The 16,513-nt window shown below is 66.6% G+C and carries 19 protein-coding genes and 1 pseudogene; 6 read left to right on the forward strand and 14 right to left on the reverse strand.

The features are described 5' to 3' along the window. Window positions 1-651 precede the first annotated feature (651 nt). Entirely contained in the window at window positions 652-1,221 is a 570-nt protein-coding gene (locus ACZYZ5_RS06485; protein WP_463900207.1) for a TetR/AcrR family transcriptional regulator, read from the reverse strand. 143 nt (window positions 1,222-1,364) lie between these two features. Between ACZYZ5_RS06485 and ACZYZ5_RS06490 the strand changes: the two genes are divergently transcribed. The 3 genes from ACZYZ5_RS06490 (at window position 1,365) to ACZYZ5_RS06500 (ending at window position 3,240) form a co-directional block, all read left to right on the forward strand. Next, window positions 1,365-2,183 (forward strand): oxidoreductase, encoded by an 819-nt coding sequence (locus ACZYZ5_RS06490; RefSeq protein WP_463900208.1) that lies wholly within the window; start codon window positions 1,365-1,367, stop codon window positions 2,181-2,183. A gap of 62 nt (window positions 2,184-2,245) precedes the next feature. Next, the gene (locus ACZYZ5_RS06495) at window positions 2,246-2,953 is read left to right on the forward strand and encodes an SDR family oxidoreductase (RefSeq protein WP_463900209.1); all 708 of its coding nucleotides are present in this window, start codon (window positions 2,246-2,248) and stop codon (window positions 2,951-2,953) included. After that, a complete protein-coding gene (locus ACZYZ5_RS06500; RefSeq protein ID WP_463900211.1) occupies window positions 2,950-3,240 on the forward strand; it encodes a putative quinol monooxygenase in 291 nt (96 codons plus the stop codon). Before ACZYZ5_RS06495 ends, ACZYZ5_RS06500 begins: the two co-directional genes overlap by 4 nt. Window positions 3,241-3,772: 532 nt before the next feature. Here ACZYZ5_RS06500 and ACZYZ5_RS06505 read toward each other — a convergent pair. From ACZYZ5_RS06505 to rpmB, 5 genes are all read right to left on the reverse strand, one after another. After that, window positions 3,773-4,159, reverse strand: a complete 387-nt coding sequence (locus ACZYZ5_RS06505; RefSeq protein WP_463900212.1) for a hypothetical protein — start codon at window positions 4,157-4,159, stop codon at window positions 3,773-3,775. Between the two features lie 178 nt (window positions 4,160-4,337). Beyond that, a complete protein-coding gene (locus ACZYZ5_RS06510) occupies window positions 4,338-4,700 on the reverse strand; it encodes an alpha/beta fold hydrolase (RefSeq protein ID WP_463900213.1) in 363 nt (120 codons plus the stop codon). Window positions 4,701-5,157: 457 nt separating this feature from the next. Continuing rightward, window positions 5,158-5,463 carry a 30S ribosomal protein S14 gene (gene rpsN, locus ACZYZ5_RS06515; RefSeq protein WP_011693742.1) on the reverse strand — a complete coding sequence of 102 codons (306 nt, stop codon included), beginning with the start codon at window positions 5,461-5,463 and terminating at the stop codon, window positions 5,158-5,160. 4 nt (window positions 5,464-5,467) lie between these two features. Continuing rightward, window positions 5,468-5,635, reverse strand: coding sequence for a 50S ribosomal protein L33 (gene rpmG, locus ACZYZ5_RS06520; protein WP_011693743.1), 168 nt, complete (start codon window positions 5,633-5,635; stop codon window positions 5,468-5,470). Then, window positions 5,635-5,871: a 50S ribosomal protein L28 gene (gene rpmB, locus ACZYZ5_RS06525; RefSeq protein WP_056342125.1), complete on the reverse strand. Its 237-nt coding sequence runs from the start codon at window positions 5,869-5,871 to the stop codon at window positions 5,635-5,637. The genes rpmG and rpmB overlap by 1 nt, the downstream gene beginning before the upstream one ends. A 470-nt stretch (window positions 5,872-6,341) precedes the next feature. Between rpmB and ACZYZ5_RS06530 the strand changes: the two genes are divergently transcribed. Both ACZYZ5_RS06530 and ACZYZ5_RS06535 read left to right on the forward strand, forming a co-directional pair. Further along, window positions 6,342-6,557, forward strand: coding sequence for a hypothetical protein (locus ACZYZ5_RS06530; protein WP_463900215.1), 216 nt, complete (start codon window positions 6,342-6,344; stop codon window positions 6,555-6,557). A gap of 216 nt (window positions 6,558-6,773) precedes the next feature. Further along, window positions 6,774-7,478: pseudogene (locus tag ACZYZ5_RS06535) on the forward strand (FAD:protein FMN transferase); the annotation flags it as partial. 63 nt (window positions 7,479-7,541) lie between these two features. On the opposite strand, the gene ACZYZ5_RS06540 reads toward ACZYZ5_RS06535, so the two are convergent. From ACZYZ5_RS06540 to ACZYZ5_RS06550, 3 genes are all read right to left on the reverse strand, one after another. Beyond that, a complete protein-coding gene (locus ACZYZ5_RS06540) occupies window positions 7,542-8,303 on the reverse strand; it encodes an SGNH/GDSL hydrolase family protein (protein WP_463900217.1) in 762 nt (253 codons plus the stop codon). A 67-nt stretch (window positions 8,304-8,370) separates the two neighbouring features. After that, window positions 8,371-10,188, reverse strand: a complete 1,818-nt coding sequence (gene glsA / locus ACZYZ5_RS06545) for a glutaminase A (RefSeq protein ID WP_463900219.1) — start codon at window positions 10,186-10,188, stop codon at window positions 8,371-8,373. A 49-nt stretch (window positions 10,189-10,237) separates the two neighbouring features. Continuing rightward, window positions 10,238-10,726 (reverse strand): MarR family winged helix-turn-helix transcriptional regulator, encoded by a 489-nt coding sequence (locus ACZYZ5_RS06550; protein ID WP_463900221.1) that lies wholly within the window; start codon window positions 10,724-10,726, stop codon window positions 10,238-10,240. A 104-nt stretch (window positions 10,727-10,830) separates the two neighbouring features. On the opposite strand from ACZYZ5_RS06550, the gene ACZYZ5_RS06555 reads away from it, so the two are divergent. After that, window positions 10,831-11,118 (forward strand): YciI family protein, encoded by a 288-nt coding sequence (locus tag ACZYZ5_RS06555; RefSeq protein ID WP_463900222.1) that lies wholly within the window; start codon window positions 10,831-10,833, stop codon window positions 11,116-11,118. Window positions 11,119-11,164: 46 nt separating this feature from the next. Here ACZYZ5_RS06555 and ACZYZ5_RS06560 read toward each other — a convergent pair whose 3' ends face one another. From ACZYZ5_RS06560 to ACZYZ5_RS06580, 5 genes are all read right to left on the reverse strand, one after another. After that, window positions 11,165-12,001, reverse strand: a complete 837-nt coding sequence (locus ACZYZ5_RS06560; protein WP_463900224.1) for an SGNH/GDSL hydrolase family protein — start codon at window positions 11,999-12,001, stop codon at window positions 11,165-11,167. Window positions 12,002-12,372: 371 nt separating this feature from the next. Continuing rightward, window positions 12,373-13,383, reverse strand: coding sequence for a siderophore-interacting protein (locus ACZYZ5_RS06565; protein WP_463900680.1), 1,011 nt, complete (start codon window positions 13,381-13,383; stop codon window positions 12,373-12,375). A 65-nt stretch (window positions 13,384-13,448) separates the two neighbouring features. After that, window positions 13,449-14,285 carry an ABC transporter ATP-binding protein gene (locus ACZYZ5_RS06570; protein ID WP_463900227.1) on the reverse strand — a complete coding sequence of 279 codons (837 nt, stop codon included), beginning with the start codon at window positions 14,283-14,285 and terminating at the stop codon, window positions 13,449-13,451. 1 nt (window position 14,286) lies between these two features. Beyond that, the gene (locus ACZYZ5_RS06575) at window positions 14,287-15,438 is read right to left on the reverse strand and encodes a FecCD family ABC transporter permease (RefSeq protein ID WP_463900228.1); all 1,152 of its coding nucleotides are present in this window, start codon (window positions 15,436-15,438) and stop codon (window positions 14,287-14,289) included. Continuing rightward, window positions 15,435-16,511: a FecCD family ABC transporter permease gene (locus ACZYZ5_RS06580; protein WP_463900231.1), complete on the reverse strand. Its 1,077-nt coding sequence runs from the start codon at window positions 16,509-16,511 to the stop codon at window positions 15,435-15,437. The genes ACZYZ5_RS06575 and ACZYZ5_RS06580 overlap by 4 nt, the downstream gene beginning before the upstream one ends. Window positions 16,512-16,513 lie beyond the last annotated feature (2 nt).

Genomic DNA, 16,513 nt, shown 5'->3' on the forward strand with positions numbered 1-16,513 from the left:
ACAAACTTGGCACACTATTGAGTTCTCAAACAACAGACACACCCGGCACCACCACAACCACAAGGCCATGGATCGCTCCGGAGCAACTTCCCAAACTTACCCGATCAACCGGAACTTTGCAAATCAGCGTTTCCGCGATCCACACCCCATCAACCCGGGCCCCCGCCCACAAACAGCACGCACAAAAACACGAACCATTTTCAGGATGTTTGTCAGGGGGTCGGTCGCAATCTCTCCGCATCAGCGGCGGCGACTCGAACTACTTTACACACCCCACCGACCACACACAAATCCACCCCCAACCCACCCCCACACCCCCAAAAACCCCGCCACCACACCAACCCCAAGCCCACCAGGGCCGCCCCGCACCCCCCGTGGTCCGGGAAACGCTGCCTGTGGGGTGCACCACCTGTATTCGCGGCTCCCTCCCGTTTACGATCAGGAGGTGATGGCAAAGACATGGGCTTGCCAACCGGGTACCGGACGCAACTAGCCGCAGCCTTTGGGAGATCGTGCGCGCGAATGTGCCGACCCTGTTGAACCCGATCGTAGGCACGAGCTTTATCATCCTGCTTCTGCTGGTCAGCTGGCAGGACGCTCCCTTCGGGCTGGCCTGGTCAGGCAGCACAGACGTACTTTGGTGCGTCGAGGTTACTCTGCCAGGGCAAGCGTGTTCTTGATGCCCTGTTCGAGGATTGCGTCTGATAGAGCAGGGTCGGTGACTGCGCGGGAGGCTTGTAGCGTGCCCACCATCACGGAGAAGATGCCGAGGGCTCGAACCTGGGCATTTGTGTCGTCTCCAGTGTCGAGTTCGGCCGCCAACGGGGCCAGGCTGGCGAGTACGCCCTGGGTGTAGGCGTCGCGGGTCTCCGTTGTACACCTACTGATCTCCTCGAGCAGAGCGGCGGAGGGGCAGCCGTGAGCCGGATCGTCGCGGTGACCAGGCGACAGGTAGGCGCGAACAACACGTTCGAACGTTGCGGTTTCACCTGGCTGCGCGGCGAACCGGCCCTTCTCCTCGAGGAGCTGCTCGGTGACCGTGGTGGTCACGAGATCTTCCTTTGAAGCGAAGTGCGCGTAGAAGGCGCCGTTCGTCAGGCCAGCATCGGACATCAGTGTCGAGATACCGGACGCAACGATGCCGTCTTTTTTGAACCGCTCGCCGGCCTTGTCGATGATGCGCCTGCGGGTCATTTCCTTCTGGTCACTGCTGTAACGCATCGATCTTTCGTTGCTCCTCGGCCGGTTCTCATTATGACCATAATCTTTTTCGCCAGAACGGGCAAGACTCCGACACACCTCTTGCGATGTCATAATCCATTTGCATAGAATTATGATCATCATCCAATCAACAAGGAGTTCTCATGGTCCCGTCCTCGAAGCGTGTGGTGCTCGTTACTGGCGCCTCGTCGGGCATCGGCAGATCCGCCGCCACAGCCCTCGTCGGGGCCGGCTTCGCCGTCGTCGGCACGAGCCGCAACGCATCCGATACCGCCCCGATCGCCGGGGTCACCTTCATCGATCTCGATGTCACGGACGACGATTCAGTCGAGCACGCAGTCAACGAGGTCGTCGGCCGCTTCGGTCGCATCGACGTCCTCGTCAACAACGCTGGCGTAGGCTCGTCCGGGGCGGCCGAGGACAGCTCGATCGTGCAGGACATTCGTGTCTTCGATATCAACGTCTTCGGCGTCATGCGCCTCACCAAGGCCGTCCTGCCCCACATGCGCGCTCAGCGCTTGGGCCGGATCGTCAATATTTCCTCGATTGTCGGCATTATCCCGCAGCCATTCATGGCCGCCTACGCGGCATCCAAGTGGGCCATCGAGGGCTACACGGAGTCGGTGGATCACGAGGTCCGCGAGTACGGCATCCGGGCCGTCATGGTCGAGCCGGCCTGGACAAACACGGACTTCGAGGTCAACAACCTGACCGCTGACCGCCCCGTCGACGCCTACGCGAAGCAGCGGAAGATCTTCGCCGACTACATGATCGACGCCGTCAAGAATGGCGATTCCTCCTCGGTCGTCGCCACCTCTATCGTCGCCGCTGCCAGCGACACCAAGCCCAAACTTCGCTACCCCGCCGGCAAGCGCGTCGCCCCGGTTAGCAGGATGCGCCGCTACGTGCCCACCGGCGCCTTCGACGCCCAGCTGCGCAAGCTCAACCGCCTGCCCCGCTGAACGACCGCACCCCACCACCCCACAACACCGATTCATTGCTTAGACCCTCAGGAGCACACCCCATGGTCGACATCAATCAGTCCATAGTCCTCGTCACCGGCGCCAACGGAGGTCTCGGCACCGCGTTCGTCCGACAAGCCCTCGAGCGCGGCGCCGCCCGCGTCTACGCCGCCGCGCGCACGCCCCGCGCTTGGAACGACGCACGCGTGATCCCTCTCGCCCTCGACGTCACCGACGAAGCTTCGATCACCGCTGCCGCCGCCCAGGCAGGCGACGTCACCATCGTGATCAACAACGCCGGCATCTACCGCGACGCCTCCCTCGTCGACGGCCCCGCTGACGAGATCCGCGAGGTGATGGAGACCAACTTCTTCGGCCCCCTCGCCGTCACGCGTGCATTCGCCCCCGCCCTCCGGGCCAGCCAGGGAGGGCTGATCAACGTCGCCTCCGTCGTGAGCTGGTTGCCGTTCACCAACGGCTACGGCGCCTCCAAGGCGGCCCTGTGGTCAGCGACGAACGCGCAACGACTCAACTTCGCGCCGTCCGGGGTCCACGTGCTCGGTGCGTACCTCGCGTACACCCGCACTCCGTTGACCGAGGGCATCCCCGGCGACATGAACGACCCGGCCGACGTCGTGCGCGACATCCTCGACGGACTTCAGAACAACGTGGATGAGGTCCTCGCCGACGAGACCACTCGCCAGGTCCGTGCCGGCTTGTCCGCACCGATCGCCGACCTCGTCGCCGCGGCCAGCGGAGCAGCCGAATGAGTGTCGCCGTACTTGAGATGCCGATTCGCCCCGACGCGGAAGGCGTCGACGACATCCTCCGCGCTGACCTGCCCCACACCGCCGCATTTCCCGGCAACCAGGGCACCGAGGTCCTTGCCGACCCGAAAGACCCAATGAAGCTGTGGCTGCTGACGCACTGGGTGGATCAGGACGCCCTTGATACCTATGTCGCTTCGGGCAGTTCTCCTGAGGGAGCGACGCGCCTTGCAGAGATCGCGTCGGGCCCTCCCACGTCCCGGCATTACGTCACCCACCTGACGTTCTAACCACTGCGCCGTTCGTGCAAGCGGCAGCATGATCGAACCGAATATGGCCACCCGGCGCTCTGCCCACGGAGGGCGCCGGGTGGGCTTGTCTCTTCGTGTGCCTATGCCTTGGGGTGCAAGCTCCTGTCCCCGGCAGTTGTTCGCCCGAACGTGAAGTGCACGGTGAGGTCCTTACGCGGCAGGGCACAGCAGAAAGGCCCCGCGTGCTGTCTTTGCTTCCAAACTCTCCAACGACTTATTGCGATCCAGCATCACAGAAAGACGCCTAGCAGCCGGCGTTCTCCAATTGGGAAAACGGGCCGTTCTTGGGAACTGGGGAAGAAGGAGTTGATGGTGCTAACTGGATCCGAGAGCCTGAATCCGATCCCCGACTGCCCTACTGATTGTGTTCGCGCTGCCAGTTCTCGGCCCAGTGCTCTGGTTCCTCACAGGACGGACGTCGTCGCCGCCAGGACGGTCGGTTTCCTCCTGAAAGCCTGAGTCCGTGGCGGCCGGTTGACCTATAGGAACATGTCCTCCGGGTGTCATTCCGTTAGTTGGCGGTTTGCTCTGTTCCGCCGGCTTTGCGCAGAACCCTGCGCAGGGTTGCCGCCCATTCGTGGGGCATGTCGGTGTACGAGCCATGGTGGCCGGGGAATGTCACCAGCTCACAGCCCAGCCGCTCCGCCAGGATGCGTGACACCTCGCCAAGCCAGGTCTTCCGGTCCTGGGCCCACTGGCCCACGGCCATAATGATCGTCACCCCGTTGCGACGAACCAGTAGAACATCCGGGAGATAGTTCGTCACCGGCAGGAGTTCGAGCTTCATCAGGACCTTGTTCGTGTCGAGCGAGCTGATGCGAGGTTCGCGTTCCCGGGACTTTCTATGGCCGCGGGCATACTCCGCGGCTTGGGCATGTCCTTTGACAAGCCTCCTCACGGGAACCTGAATTCCGAAGATGAAACGAAGCCCTGCCAGCGAAGGGCCGAAGTGGTAGGCCATCCGGTATACGTTGGCGAAGAAACGCTGCCACTTGGCAGCGTTGGGGGATACCCTCGCACACGGCGGCTCATGAGCGATGGCGGCCCGCACGGCATGAGGTTGGGTCTTCGCCGCATCAAGGGCAATTACAGCTCCGCTGCTGCTCCCGAAGATGAAGGGCCGCCTGCTCGCCGGCGGCATGGATGACTGCTACCGCATCCCGGCTTTGCTGGCTGATCTCGAAGTTCTGGGGACTGTTGGAAGTACTGCGGGCGTTCGCACGGCGGTCGTAGGTGATGACCTTGAATTCATCTGAGAGGAGGTCCGCGACGGCGGCGTACAAGTCCGCGTCCCCACCGGCTCCAGGGATCAACAACAACGCCGGCCCGTGACCTCGTACTTCGAAATACAGGTCATCGCCTTCCGACGTGACCCGGTTCGTCGTCACCCTGACGTTGGGCTGTGGAGTACCGGGTTCCCGCCCCGATGTCGTCATCATCGAACAGTACTCCAATGGCTGGCGAGACGGCTTGAGGAGAGATTCGGCTTACTGCCACAGCGTGTTTCATCCGACCTGCCGTCCGGCGTCGCCATCGAACCGCCAAACTGGCGCATACCCAGATCGGAGCCGGTCGGCTCAACTGCGTCGGGCCGGCATAGGCGTTAAATGCGGGAGAGCCCCGACCGTGTGGTTGGGGCTCTCGACCGTTTAATGATGTTCCGGCGGTGACCTACTCTCCCACACCNGGACTCCTGGCACCCCGGCCTCACGTATCGCACCCAGAGCATGGAATGTCTTACCTATGGAGTGGGTCACACCCGCCCCATCACCCCGCAGCTGGGACCGGTTTCCCCTCCTGCGGGGGCGTCTGTCCGCCGTCGAGCCTTAAATGCAAGAAGGGCCGGCACCAAGAGGCGCCGGCCCTTCTCAAGCCACTGGGTTCAGGAGTGCTGAATTACCAGGAGGACTTCGTGATGCCCGGGAGCTCACCGCGGTGAGCCATGTCGCGGAAGCGAACACGGGAGATGCCAAACTTCTGGAAGGTACCGCGCGGGCGGCCATCGATGATGTCGCGGTTACGCAGACGTACCGGTGAGGCGTTGCGGGGCAGCTTCTGCAGGCCGAGGCGTGCAGCTTCGCGTGCCTCGTCGGTCGACGCGGGGTCAACCAGAGCCTTCTTCAGTTCGAGGCGCTTTGCAGCATAACGCTCGACGATGACTTTACGCTGTTCGTTCTTAGCAATCATTGACTTCTTGGCCATGTGTTTAGCGCTCCTCTCGGAATTCGACGTGCTTGCGGATGCGGGGGTCGTACTTCTTCAGAACCATGCGGTCCGGGTCGTTACGACGGTTCTTGCGCGTCACGTAGGTGTAACCCGTGCCCGCGGTCGACTTGAGCTTGATGATCGGACGTACGTCCTTGTCCTTAGCCATTAGAGCTTCACTCCTCGTGCCAGGATTGCGGCGACGACTACGTCGATGCCACGCACGTCGATGGTCTTGATGCCCTTTGCAGAGAGCTGCAGAGTGACATTACGGCGCAGGGAAGGAACCCAGTAGCGCTTCTTCTGGATGTTCGGGTCGAACCGGCGCTTATTGCGACGGTGCGAGTGCGAAATGCTGTGTCCAAAGCCCGGCTCGGCTCCGGTCACCTGGCAGTGTGCTGCCATGACGACTCTCCTCAAAATAAATGAAACGGTTGCGGAGTTCCCGCGTAACCGTGCGACAGGCGGCGTCCGCATCCAGCGCCCACAGCGTTCCGGCAGTCGTCAGGCAGTGGCGTAAACCGACTGCGTTCCGCACTGCGGCGAAGATTGTGGGCCACGGTTACCGGGCGGCGGAAACCTTTCGGAAGCCACCGCGAAGTACCGGGATGCTGGGCGAATACAGGAGTGCACGCAACTTGAGCCCCTAACTACCGGTCATCAGGACTGCCAATATTGCAGACATGTCCCACCAACCGGAGCAATTGCACACGCTCCGCGCCACCTAGCGCCTACCAAGTCTACGAGCTTGACGAATTAAAGACCAATCCGGTATCTGACGGTGTATAAGGGGCGACGCCCGGCCCAGCCCGAAGTCACATCGCCCCCTAGCGGATTCCCAGCTAATTGATAGGCGGCGGGCGGACCGTTGAGCCATGAACTACTCGCTCCCGATGGCCGTTCCGGCGACGGCACACCGCACGCCTGTGGAGCGGTTCCGCGGTCAGTCCCGGAGCCGCTTGTTCCGGGCGGACCTGCTGACTGTGCTCGCGTGGGCTTCGGTGGCCTTGGCCGTCGCACTGTGGCTCGCCGACGGCGGCGCCGCCGGTGTCCGCGAAGAACAAATCCACAACGAAAGGTTCGACTGGTGAGAATACGCGCAGCGGTTTCAGCAGCACTGGTCTCCGCCGGGATTCTCACGGCTGGCTGGCAATCCGGCGCCCACGTGGCCGACGGCGCCACCGTTACCAGTGACGCGTATCTGACTTCGCTTTAGGCAGCCCTCGATGCAGCGAACCTCTAAGCCTTCGGCCGCCGAGAGCCCGGCGCAGAGCGGCCCTGCCCTGAAAAGCAGGACCTTCCAGTGCATGGGGACCGTCATCAGCCTCGCCCTGCCTGCAGGCGCAGCCCGGGGCAGCGGGGAGGTGCTGGAAGGCGCCACTGCCGCCGTCGAACGCGTGTTTGCCGGCCTTGACGCGCCGTTAAGCCTCTACCGCCCTGATTCTGAGGCGAGCCGGCTGGCCCGCGGCGAGGTCACGCTCCGGGACGCCTCGGCAGCGTTCCGTGCCCGCTTTGCGGACGCCACGGGGTGGCGGCTGCTGACCGACGGATTCTTCACGCCCGAGCGGCCCGTTGGTGTGCTGGACCTCGCCGGAATCATCAGGGGTTACGCCATCGACCAGGCGGCCTCCGCCCTGGAGTGCGCCGGCATCAAGGACTGGTGCCTGAACGCCGGCGGCGACGTGCTGGTGAGCGGCTCGCCCGCGCCGGGAACCGGGTCCCCGTTGCTGGCCGGCATCGTGGATCCGCAGGACCGCCGGTCGCTGCTCTCCGGCTTTTCCCTGGGCGGCACCGGCCGCTTCGCCGCGCTGGCAACGTCCGGTACCGCCGAGCGCGGCAACCACATCTGGCGGGCCGGAGCAGACCGGGCAGGAGGGGGCCGGGCCGGCCTCGGACCCCTCGATTTCCGCCAGGTGTCGGTGGCCGCCGCCGACATTCTCACCGCGGATGTGCTCGCGACGGCGGTCGTCGCCGGCGGGAGTCGGATGCTGAGCTGGGCCACCGACAGCTGGGACGTCGAGGTGCTCGCCGTGCTCGGCAACGGGGAACTGCTCGCGACGCCGGGGGTTCCGTACCTAGAGGTGCGTGAGACGGGGGTAGCGCGGTGTCAGTCCGTCGCCGGACGACTTCCCCGTGACGCGGCGGACCACCCACGGTCCGGCGAATTCGCGGACCCAGCGGGCGTTTGCTCGGATGGCCTCGGCCCGGCTGAGTTCCGGAACCGGGGTCATGGGCGGGACATCGATGGAGTGGTCGTGCTCCAGGACGGTGAGGACGCGCTTGGCCATGTTCGCGTGGCCCGCGGCGGACATGTGCATCCGGTCGCTCGCCCACATTCCCCAGTCGTAGTACTCGCTGAAGCGCCAGTAGTCCACCAGGAGGGCGCCGTGGTCCCCGGCGATGCCGCGGACCAGTTCGTTGTAGATTGCGGTGCGGCCGCGCGTGGTGCTGAAGATCTTCGAGCCCCGGGAGTCGAAACCGGTGAACATCACCACGGTTGCACCGGTGGCCGTGAGCTTGCGGATGCCGGCGTCGTAGTCCACCAGCAGATCGTCGATGTCCACCTTGGGCCGGAGGATGTCGTTGGCCCCGGCGTAGATGCTCACGAGGGTCGGTTTGAGGGCGACGGCGGCATCGACCTGTTCGTCCATGATCTGGCGCAGCTTCCGGCCGCGGATGGCGAGGTTGGTGTACCCGAAGCCGGGGTCGGCGGCGCCCAGCTGCTCGGCGACCCGGTCCGCCCAGCCCCGGACGCCGTTGGGACGGGCGGGGTCGTCGTCGCCGACGCCTTCCGTGAAGGAGTCGCCAAGGGCTACATAGCGGGACGTGAAATCCATGGATCCAGTCTGCCAGCAGTTGCCCCAAGCAAACAAAGCGCAGTCCAAACAAAGCCGGGCAAGACCGCTATTCGCGGATCCGGACCGCCGTTTCGCGCAGGTACTGCTCCACGCGGGTGTAGGCGTCCCGGGTCAGCGCCTTCCAGAGGGCGATGGCCAGGCGCGGGTCGGCGGCTTCCAGCTCGGAGATTGCCTCCGCGCTGAGCACCATGACCTCCACCGGGCCCACCGCCCGGACGGTGGTCTCCTGCCGGTTCCCGCTGCCCAGCGCCAGTTCGCCAAAGGTCATGCCGGCGCTGAGCGTATTCAGCTTCACCCGGTCCGCAGTGGGTCCCGGGGACGTGCTGCTGACCCTTCCCGAAGTGATGAAATAGACCCCGCCGAAACGCAGCCCGACGCGCCGGATGACGTCGCCGTCGTCGTAGGACCTCGGGGTCATCAGCGCTTCCAGCGCCGCAGCGTCTGCCTCCTCCAGCGGCGCCAGCGCGGGCGACGCGGTGACGGGCACGTGGTCCGGGAGCAGCAGGTGGTTCCCGTGGCGCTCCAGCAGGCGGTTTTCACAGTATTCGACGGCGGCGCTCCGGGATGCGAAGGACGGCACCTGGCGCTGGGCCGACAGCCCCAGGGCCTCCGTGACGGCACCGTCTGCCTCAATCAGCACCAGTTCCCGGCCGGCGTCGGCCATCCCTTGCCTGGCCTTGGCCAGCATGCGCACGGCAACCTCGCTGACCTGGTCGGTGCGGCGCACGTCCAGGACCACGAGTTCGACGTCGTCCGCCAGGCTGCTGAGTTCCCGCACCATGGACTCGGTTCCGGCGAAGAGGAGGTCGCCGTTGACTTCGATTACCCGCGCCCGGTGGCCGTGGGCACGCAGGACGTCGGCGGCCTCATCGTTCCGGCGGATGCCCGAGGGCGTCTCGGTCACGTCGTACGCGGCGAGGATGGCGGACCGGCCTGTCCGGGCCGCGCGGACGAAGTGGAGCTCCATGTCCAGGGAGAGACGCTGCGCCGTTGCCAGGCCGCGGACGCTGCTGCCGTGCTCATCCAGCGGCGGCGAATAGACTGCCAGGCCCACCTGGCCGGGCAGCACGGCGATTATTCCGCCGGCCACACCGCTCTTTCCCGGCATTCCCACGCTGCTGATCCAGGCCCCGGCGTCGTCGTACATGCCGGAGGTCATCATGACAGACAGCACGCGTTCCACCGGCCCGATCTCCAGCACCTGTTTGCCGCTGAGCGGATTCCGGCCGCCGTTGGCAAGGGTGGCGGCCATGATCGATAGGTCGAAGCAGTTCACCAGGACCGAGCACTGGCGGAAGTAGTCCTCCAGGACCGGCGTCGGATCGTCCTCAATGATGTTGAAGGACCGCAGCAGGTACGCGAGCGCCGTGTTGCGGTGGCCGTGCTTGAGCTCGGATTCGAAGACCTTCTCGCTGATGGAAAGCTGACGGCCGGCGAAGGCGGAGTAGGTGCTGAGGATCCGCTTGAACCCGGACTGCCCGCCCGATCCCCTGATCAGCGAGGTGGCGGTGAGGGCGCCGGCGTTGATCATCGCGTTGGCCGGCCGGCCGGTCCCTTCGGCCAGGGAGATCTCGTTGAACGAGTCCCCGGACGGTTCCACGTCCACTTTGGCGTCCACAGCCTCGGCGCCGAGGTCTTCCAGGGCCAGCCCGTAGGTAAAGGGCTTGGAGATGGACTGGATGGTGAATTCCTCGCGGGTGTCACCGATCTCGTACACCTTGCCGTCCACCGTGGCCAGGGCGATGCCGAAGTTGTCCGGGTCCACGTTGGCCATGGCCGGAATGGTGCTGTAGGGCTTGCCGTCCTTGAGCTCGGCGATCTCGGCGTGGATCTGGCGCAGGTAGCTGTCGATCGGCGATTCCATACCGCCAACACTAGGCGACGCCGGGTCGCGGAAAGCCTCGCGGCGGTTCTTACAGCTGCTTGCTCTCCCGCAGGATCCAGTGGTCCTTGTCCAGTCGGCCCACGATCTTCTCGCCGATCCGGGCGAGGTCTGCGATGTCCTCCTCGCTCAGGGCGTCCAGGAACAGCGACCTGACCGCCTCGACGTGGCCCGGGGCGAGGTCCTCGATAGTAGCCATTCCCGCGTCGGTGAGGTGCGCCGTCGTGACCCGGGCATCGCCGGGGTGCGGACGGCGCTCCACCCAGCCGCGGTTTTGCAGTTTGGTCACCACGTGGGAAAGCCGGGACAGGGACGCGCTGGTGCGCGCGGCCAGTTCGCTCATGGGCAAGAAGCGGCCGCCGGCCTCGGAGAGCATCGCGAGGACGTTGTAGTCGAAAAGGGAGAGTTTGCGCGCATGGTGCAGCTGCGTGTCCAGCGCTGCCGGAAGCAGCGTGTTGATGCTTACCTGGGCCAGCCAGGCCCGGCGTTCGTCGGCGTTCAGCCAGCGCGGTTCAGTCATGGGTACAGTCTAGGAGCATTGAAGCTTGACGGTTCAACTTCGCCGGATTCCGTGACGGGGAGACTCCCGGCCCGGGTGCCGCGGACAGGCGCTAGGCTGACCCTATGTATGTAGTCTCCCTGACCTACAAGGTCCCCGAAGAGATCGTTGACTTCCATCTTCCGGCGCACGTGACGTGGCTGCAGGATGCCTTCGACCAGGGCATCTTTATGGTCGCGGGGCGGAAGATCCCGCGTACGGGGGCCCTGCTGCTCTCCAACGCGGACCGCGGCGCCCTGGACGCCTCGCTCGCCAAGGACCCGTTCTATGCCAACGGAGTGGCCGAGTTCGACGTCGAGGAGTTCCACGCGAGCCGGGTGGCCCCGGGCTACGAGAACCTGCTGGACAGCTGACCCGGGCTGGCGCGCGTGGAGGAACACTGTCCAGTGGAAACACAGTTCAGCCCGCGGGGACCTTGGCGGTCAGTTTCTTCAGTCCCGCCTTTGGTGGAACCCTGACCGGCTCCGGCCAGCGGGGGCTGAGCTCGTCCCCGAGCGTGATGCCCCGGAGCTTGCGCGCGAAGAGCGGCAGCACCCAGTCGCTGACCCAGCGCCGCTGCCCGCGTCCCCGGGCGCGAAGGCCAAGCTTCGCCGCGGGTGCCCATTCCTTGGGCTTGACCTTGTGCCCAACCCCGAGCTGGTCCAGGACCTGGCCGGCGAGATACTTGTGGCCGGCCTTGGACATGTGCAGACGGTCCGAATCCCACATCCGCGGATCGTAGAACGCGTCGAAGCACCAGTAGTCCACCAGCACCGCCTCGTACCTCGCCGCCACCTCGCGGACCCGCTGGTTGTAGACGGCGTTCCGCCTCTTGAGCGGTTCCAGCAGCGCCGAGACCCTGACGTCGAAACCGGTGAACAGCACCACCGTGGCCCCGCTCGCGGCAAGTCTGGCGACGAGGTACTCGTAGTCCTTCATCAGGGCGCGGATGTCGGTCCCGAGATCCAGGATGTCGTTCCCGCCCGCGTACAGGGTGATGAGGGTCGGTTCCATGACCAGCGCGGGTTCGAGCTGTTCCGCGATGATCTGCCGCAGCCTCTTGCTGCGGATGGCGAGGTTGGCGTACTCCCACCCCGGATCCGCCCGGGCCAGCTGCTCCGCCACGCGGTCCGCCCAGCCGCGCACCCCGTTGGGCAGCCGGGAGTTGTAATCCCCCACCCCCTCGGTGAAGGAATCCCCCAGTGCAACATAAACCCGCCGCCCGTCAGCGCCCGGGGACAGAAGCTTCTCGGCCATACCGCCCACGCTAGCCCCGCCGGACGACGTCAGGGTTAACAAGCGGGGCACAGCAGGTGAGCCACCCAAAGCAGCCAATGGCGACTGACGTCATAGAGGCGGCGGCACCTAAGGCAAACCGACCGCAAGGCCGCCGCCGATGCTTTGCAAAGGAGCGCATCGCCGACCAGAGCCGACGAGGCCGCCCGCGGCCGAAAGAGGCGGCGGGCGGCGTCTAAGCGACGGCAAAGCCGCGGTGGCGGACGGAAGCCCAGCAGGATCGGCGGGAGCGTCGGCGTGAGAGCCGTCGAATCTGCGGGAACGTCGGCGTGAGAGCCGTCGAATCTGCGGGAACGTCGGCGTGAGAGCCGTCGAAGCTGCGGGAGCGTCGCCTAGAGCTCGGCCTTCCCCTGCCGCCAGTACCCCATGAACGCCACCTGCTTCCGGTCAATCCCGACATCCCGCACCAGATACCGGCGCATCTCCTTGACGACCCCCACTTCACCGGCAATCCAGGCGTAGAACGGCAGTGCCCCCGCGGGCTTGTCCGGATTCCGGCTGGCGCTGATCGCCGCGGCATCCATCCGGGCGGGGGTCTCCCAGAGGATGTCGTGGTCCACGTTGACATCCTCGGGCTCGGGGCCCGCCGCAGGCTCCTTGGAGGGCCGGAGCCCGACCCAGCCGGGGAGGGTCACGGCGGCCCGGACCGCTTCCTGCAGCATTTCGCCATGCGGACGTGACCGGCCGATCGCCGCACCGCGCGCGAGCCAGGTGATCTCGACGTCGGCGGCCGTCGTGATGCCCTGGAAGTCGCCGGCCTCCGGAACCTCCAGGATGGCATGCCCGCTGAAGTACGACGGGAGGCTCTCGAGAATCGCGCTGATGGCAGGGACGGCCGTCTCATCTCCGGCCAGCAGGACCCGCTGGGCCATCCCGGGACGCCATTCGATCCCCGAGTAGGTTTCGGCGGTGACGCAGTGCGCAGCCCGGTTGTTGGGCCCGATCAGGGTCAGGGTGTCCCCCGGTTTGGCGTTGCGGGCCCAGTTGGCGGCCGGTCCGCCGTGGCCGGCGTCGTCGAAATGCATCACGAAGTCGACGTCGAGTTCCGGGTAGACGGCGTCGAGGCGTTCTTGCCGCACAGTGTAGGTGCGCATCGACCCGCGGGTCTCAGGCTCCATGGCCAGCCACTCGCGGTACCAGCCGGCCTGCTCCGTCCGGAATTCCGGCAACGGCAGCGCGGTGCCGTCGGGCGCCAGCGAGGGGATCATGAGTTTGATCCGCAGGTCCAGGGTGCCGCCATGGACGCCGAAGTTCCGCAACGAATAGCCGCCAAGGGTGACTCGCCGGAAGTTCGGTCCGAGCTCCTGGACCGCCGTGACCTGGACCTCGAAGGCCTGGGTCATGGGCTCGGTGGCAGGCGGCGTCTTGAGGGCCGACCGGGTGCGGGCCGGGGCGGGGTTCGTGGCAGTCATGAGATCAGCTCCAGGGTTGTGGTTTGCGGGACAGCGGCATGGTGGCGGCCCACAGGGATGATCAGGGGTGCGCCGGACACCGGGTCCGGCAGCACCCGGGACTCGAGGCCGAATACCTCGCGGACGAGTTCCTCGGTGACCACCGCCCTGGCGGCGCCTTCGGCGACGATCTGTCCGTTCTTCATCGCAATGATGTGGTCGGCGTACCGGGCTGCGAGGTTGAGGTCGTGCAGCACGATCGCCACGGTGGTGCCGCGCTGCCGGTTCAGGTCCGTGATGAGGTCCAGGACCTCCACCTGATGGGTGAGGTCCAGGTAGGTGGTGGGCTCATCCAGCAGCAGCACTTCGGTTTCCTGCGCCAGGGCCATCGCGATCCACACCCGCTGCCGCTGCCCGCCGGAGAGCTCGTCCACGTTCCGCGCGGCCAGGTCCAGTGTTTCGGTGGCGGCCATCGCCTGCTGCACGGCACGCTCGTCGTCCGGGGAACCGCCTGCGGCTCCGGACCGGAAGAAACCCTGGTGCGGGTAGCGGCCTCGGCCCACGAGGTCCCGGACGGTGATGCCGTCCGGCGCCGTCGGATGCTGCGGCAGCAGGCCCAGCGTGCGGGCCACCTCGCGGGCGGGACGGCGGTGGATGTCGCGCCCGTCGAGGGTGACCGTGCCGGCCGCAGGCTTGAGCAGCCGGGCGAGGCCCCGGAGCAGGGTGGACTTTCCGCAGGCATTGGCGCCGACGATCATGGTCACCTTGCCCTCCGGGATTTCCGCAGAGAGCCCGTCGATCACGGTCCGCTGGTCGTATTTGAGCCGCAGTCCGGAGGTCTGGAGAGTTGCCATCTCAGGCGTCCTTTCGGTTGGAAGTGACGAGCAGCCAGAGCAGGAACGGGGCGCCGAGGGCGCCGGTGACGACACCGACCGGCAGGACCGTGCCGGACAGCAGCAGCGGCGCGATGTTGGCAGCAAAGTAGTCGGCGCTCAGCACGATCAGCACACCGGCCAGGGCCGACGCCGGCAGGCTCGCCTTGCGGACGAACCGGCGGGCGATGGGCCCGGCGAGGAACGCGACGAACGCCACGGGCCCGGCGGCCGCCGTGGCCGCGGCGGCGAGTCCGACGGCGGTGACCACGATGCCCAGCCGGGCCGCCCCGACCCGGACGCCGAGGCCCGCGGCGGTGTCGTCGCCGAGTTCGAGGATGCGCAAAGGGCCGGCGAGGACCGCGACGGCAGGAACCAGCACGAGCAGGGAAAGGCCGAGGACCCCGGCGCGGTCCCAGTTTGCGGAGTTGAGCGAGCCGTTGAGCCAGATCAGGACTTCGGCGGCGGTCCGGATGTCCGCCCGGGTCATCAGGAAGCTGACCACCGCGTGGAGGGCGGCGGCGATCCCCACTCCGGCCAGGATCAGCCGGCTGCCGGCGGCGTCGCCCCGCTGTCCCCCGGAGCCGAGGGATCCGTTTCGGGAGATGCCGTAGATCAGGGCGGCCACGGCCAGGGCACCGGCGAAGGCGGCGCCCGAAACCACGGCACCGGACGCGCCGAAGACGACAATCGCCGTCACCGCCGCGGCGCTGGCGCCGTAGCTGATGCCGATCACGTCCGGGCTGGCCAGGGGGTTCCGGAGCATGGTCTGGAACAGCGCGCCGGACAGCCCGAACGCGGCCCCGATCAGCGTCCCAACCACGGCGCGTGGCAGCTTGTGCTCCATCACGATGAAGCTCGCGCCCGGGATCTTCTCGCCGCCGGTGAGGTGGCCGGCCAGGATCCTGAAGAAGTCGGGGATAGTGACGGTGTAGCTGCCCAGGAGCACGCTGGCCGCGAAAAGCGCCACGACGGCAAGGGCCAGGACGCCCGTGCGGTTGAGCCCGGTCCCGCGAGGTGCGAGAAAACGCCGATGTTTGGACCGGACATGGGCGCCAAGTGTCACCTCGGCGGGGGATTCACCGGACGGGGGTGTCGCGCCGGGGGCGGGCTGGGTCTGCGGGGCGGTTGTCATAGCCCGGCCCCCTTGCTGCGCCGGACCAGCCAGACGAACACGGGGGCACCGATCAGGGCCGTCATGATCCCGGCCGGGACCTCACCCGGAAGCAGGATCACGCGGCCGATCACGTCGGCGGTCAACAGCAGGGCCGGGGCCAGGACCAGCGAAAAGGGCAGGATCCAGCGGTAGTCAGGGCCGGTGAGGAAGCGGACGGCGTGCGGAATGACGAGGCCCACGAAGCCGATCGGGCCGGCCAGCGCCGTGGCCGATCCGCAGAGCAGGACGATGCCGAGGGCGGTGATGCCGCGGGCCAGCCCGACACGCTGGCCCAGGCCGCGGGCGATGTCGTCGCCGAGGGCCAGGTTGTTGAGGATGCGGCCGGTGGCGAGCACAATCACGGCTCCCAGCAGCAGGAACGGCAGGCCCGGGAAGATCACGGACCAGTCCCGGCCGCCGATTCCGCCGACCTGCCAGAACCTGAAGCGGTCAAGGGTGTCCCGGCTGGACACCAAGATGACGTTCATCAGTGAAAAGAGACCGGCGCTCAGGGCGGCGCCGGCCAGGGCGAGCTTCACCGGCGTCGCGCCGTCCCTGCCGAGCGAGGCGATCAGGTAGACCACGACGGCGGCGGCCGCGGCGCCGACGAACGCAAACCAGATGTACCCGGTCAGCGAGGACACGCCGAAGACGTAGATTCCGGTGACAACGGCCAGCGCGGCCCCGGCGTTGATGCCGATGATGCCCGGGTCGGCGAGGGGATTGCGGGCAACACCCTGCATCGCGGCGCCCGCGAGACCGAGGGCCGCCCCGGCGAGCAGGCCCAGGACAGTGCGCGGGATGCGGGCATGGACGACGGCGTGGTCGCCGTCGGCCGGATCGAACTGGGTCAGCGCCTGCCAGACGGTGTCCAGGGCCAGGCCCCGGGCTCCGACGGCGAACGACGCCAGGGTCACGAGCGCCAGTACGACGACGGCGGCCAGCAGCCAGAGCACGCGCGGTCCCCGGGCGGGGAAGGCAACACCCGTGCGCGGCGTCTCCGGCGCGGGCCGGGCGGCTGCGGAAACCGCCGTCGTCGTAAGGGGACTCATGG

The organism is Pseudarthrobacter ribosi, from assembly GCF_055412865.1.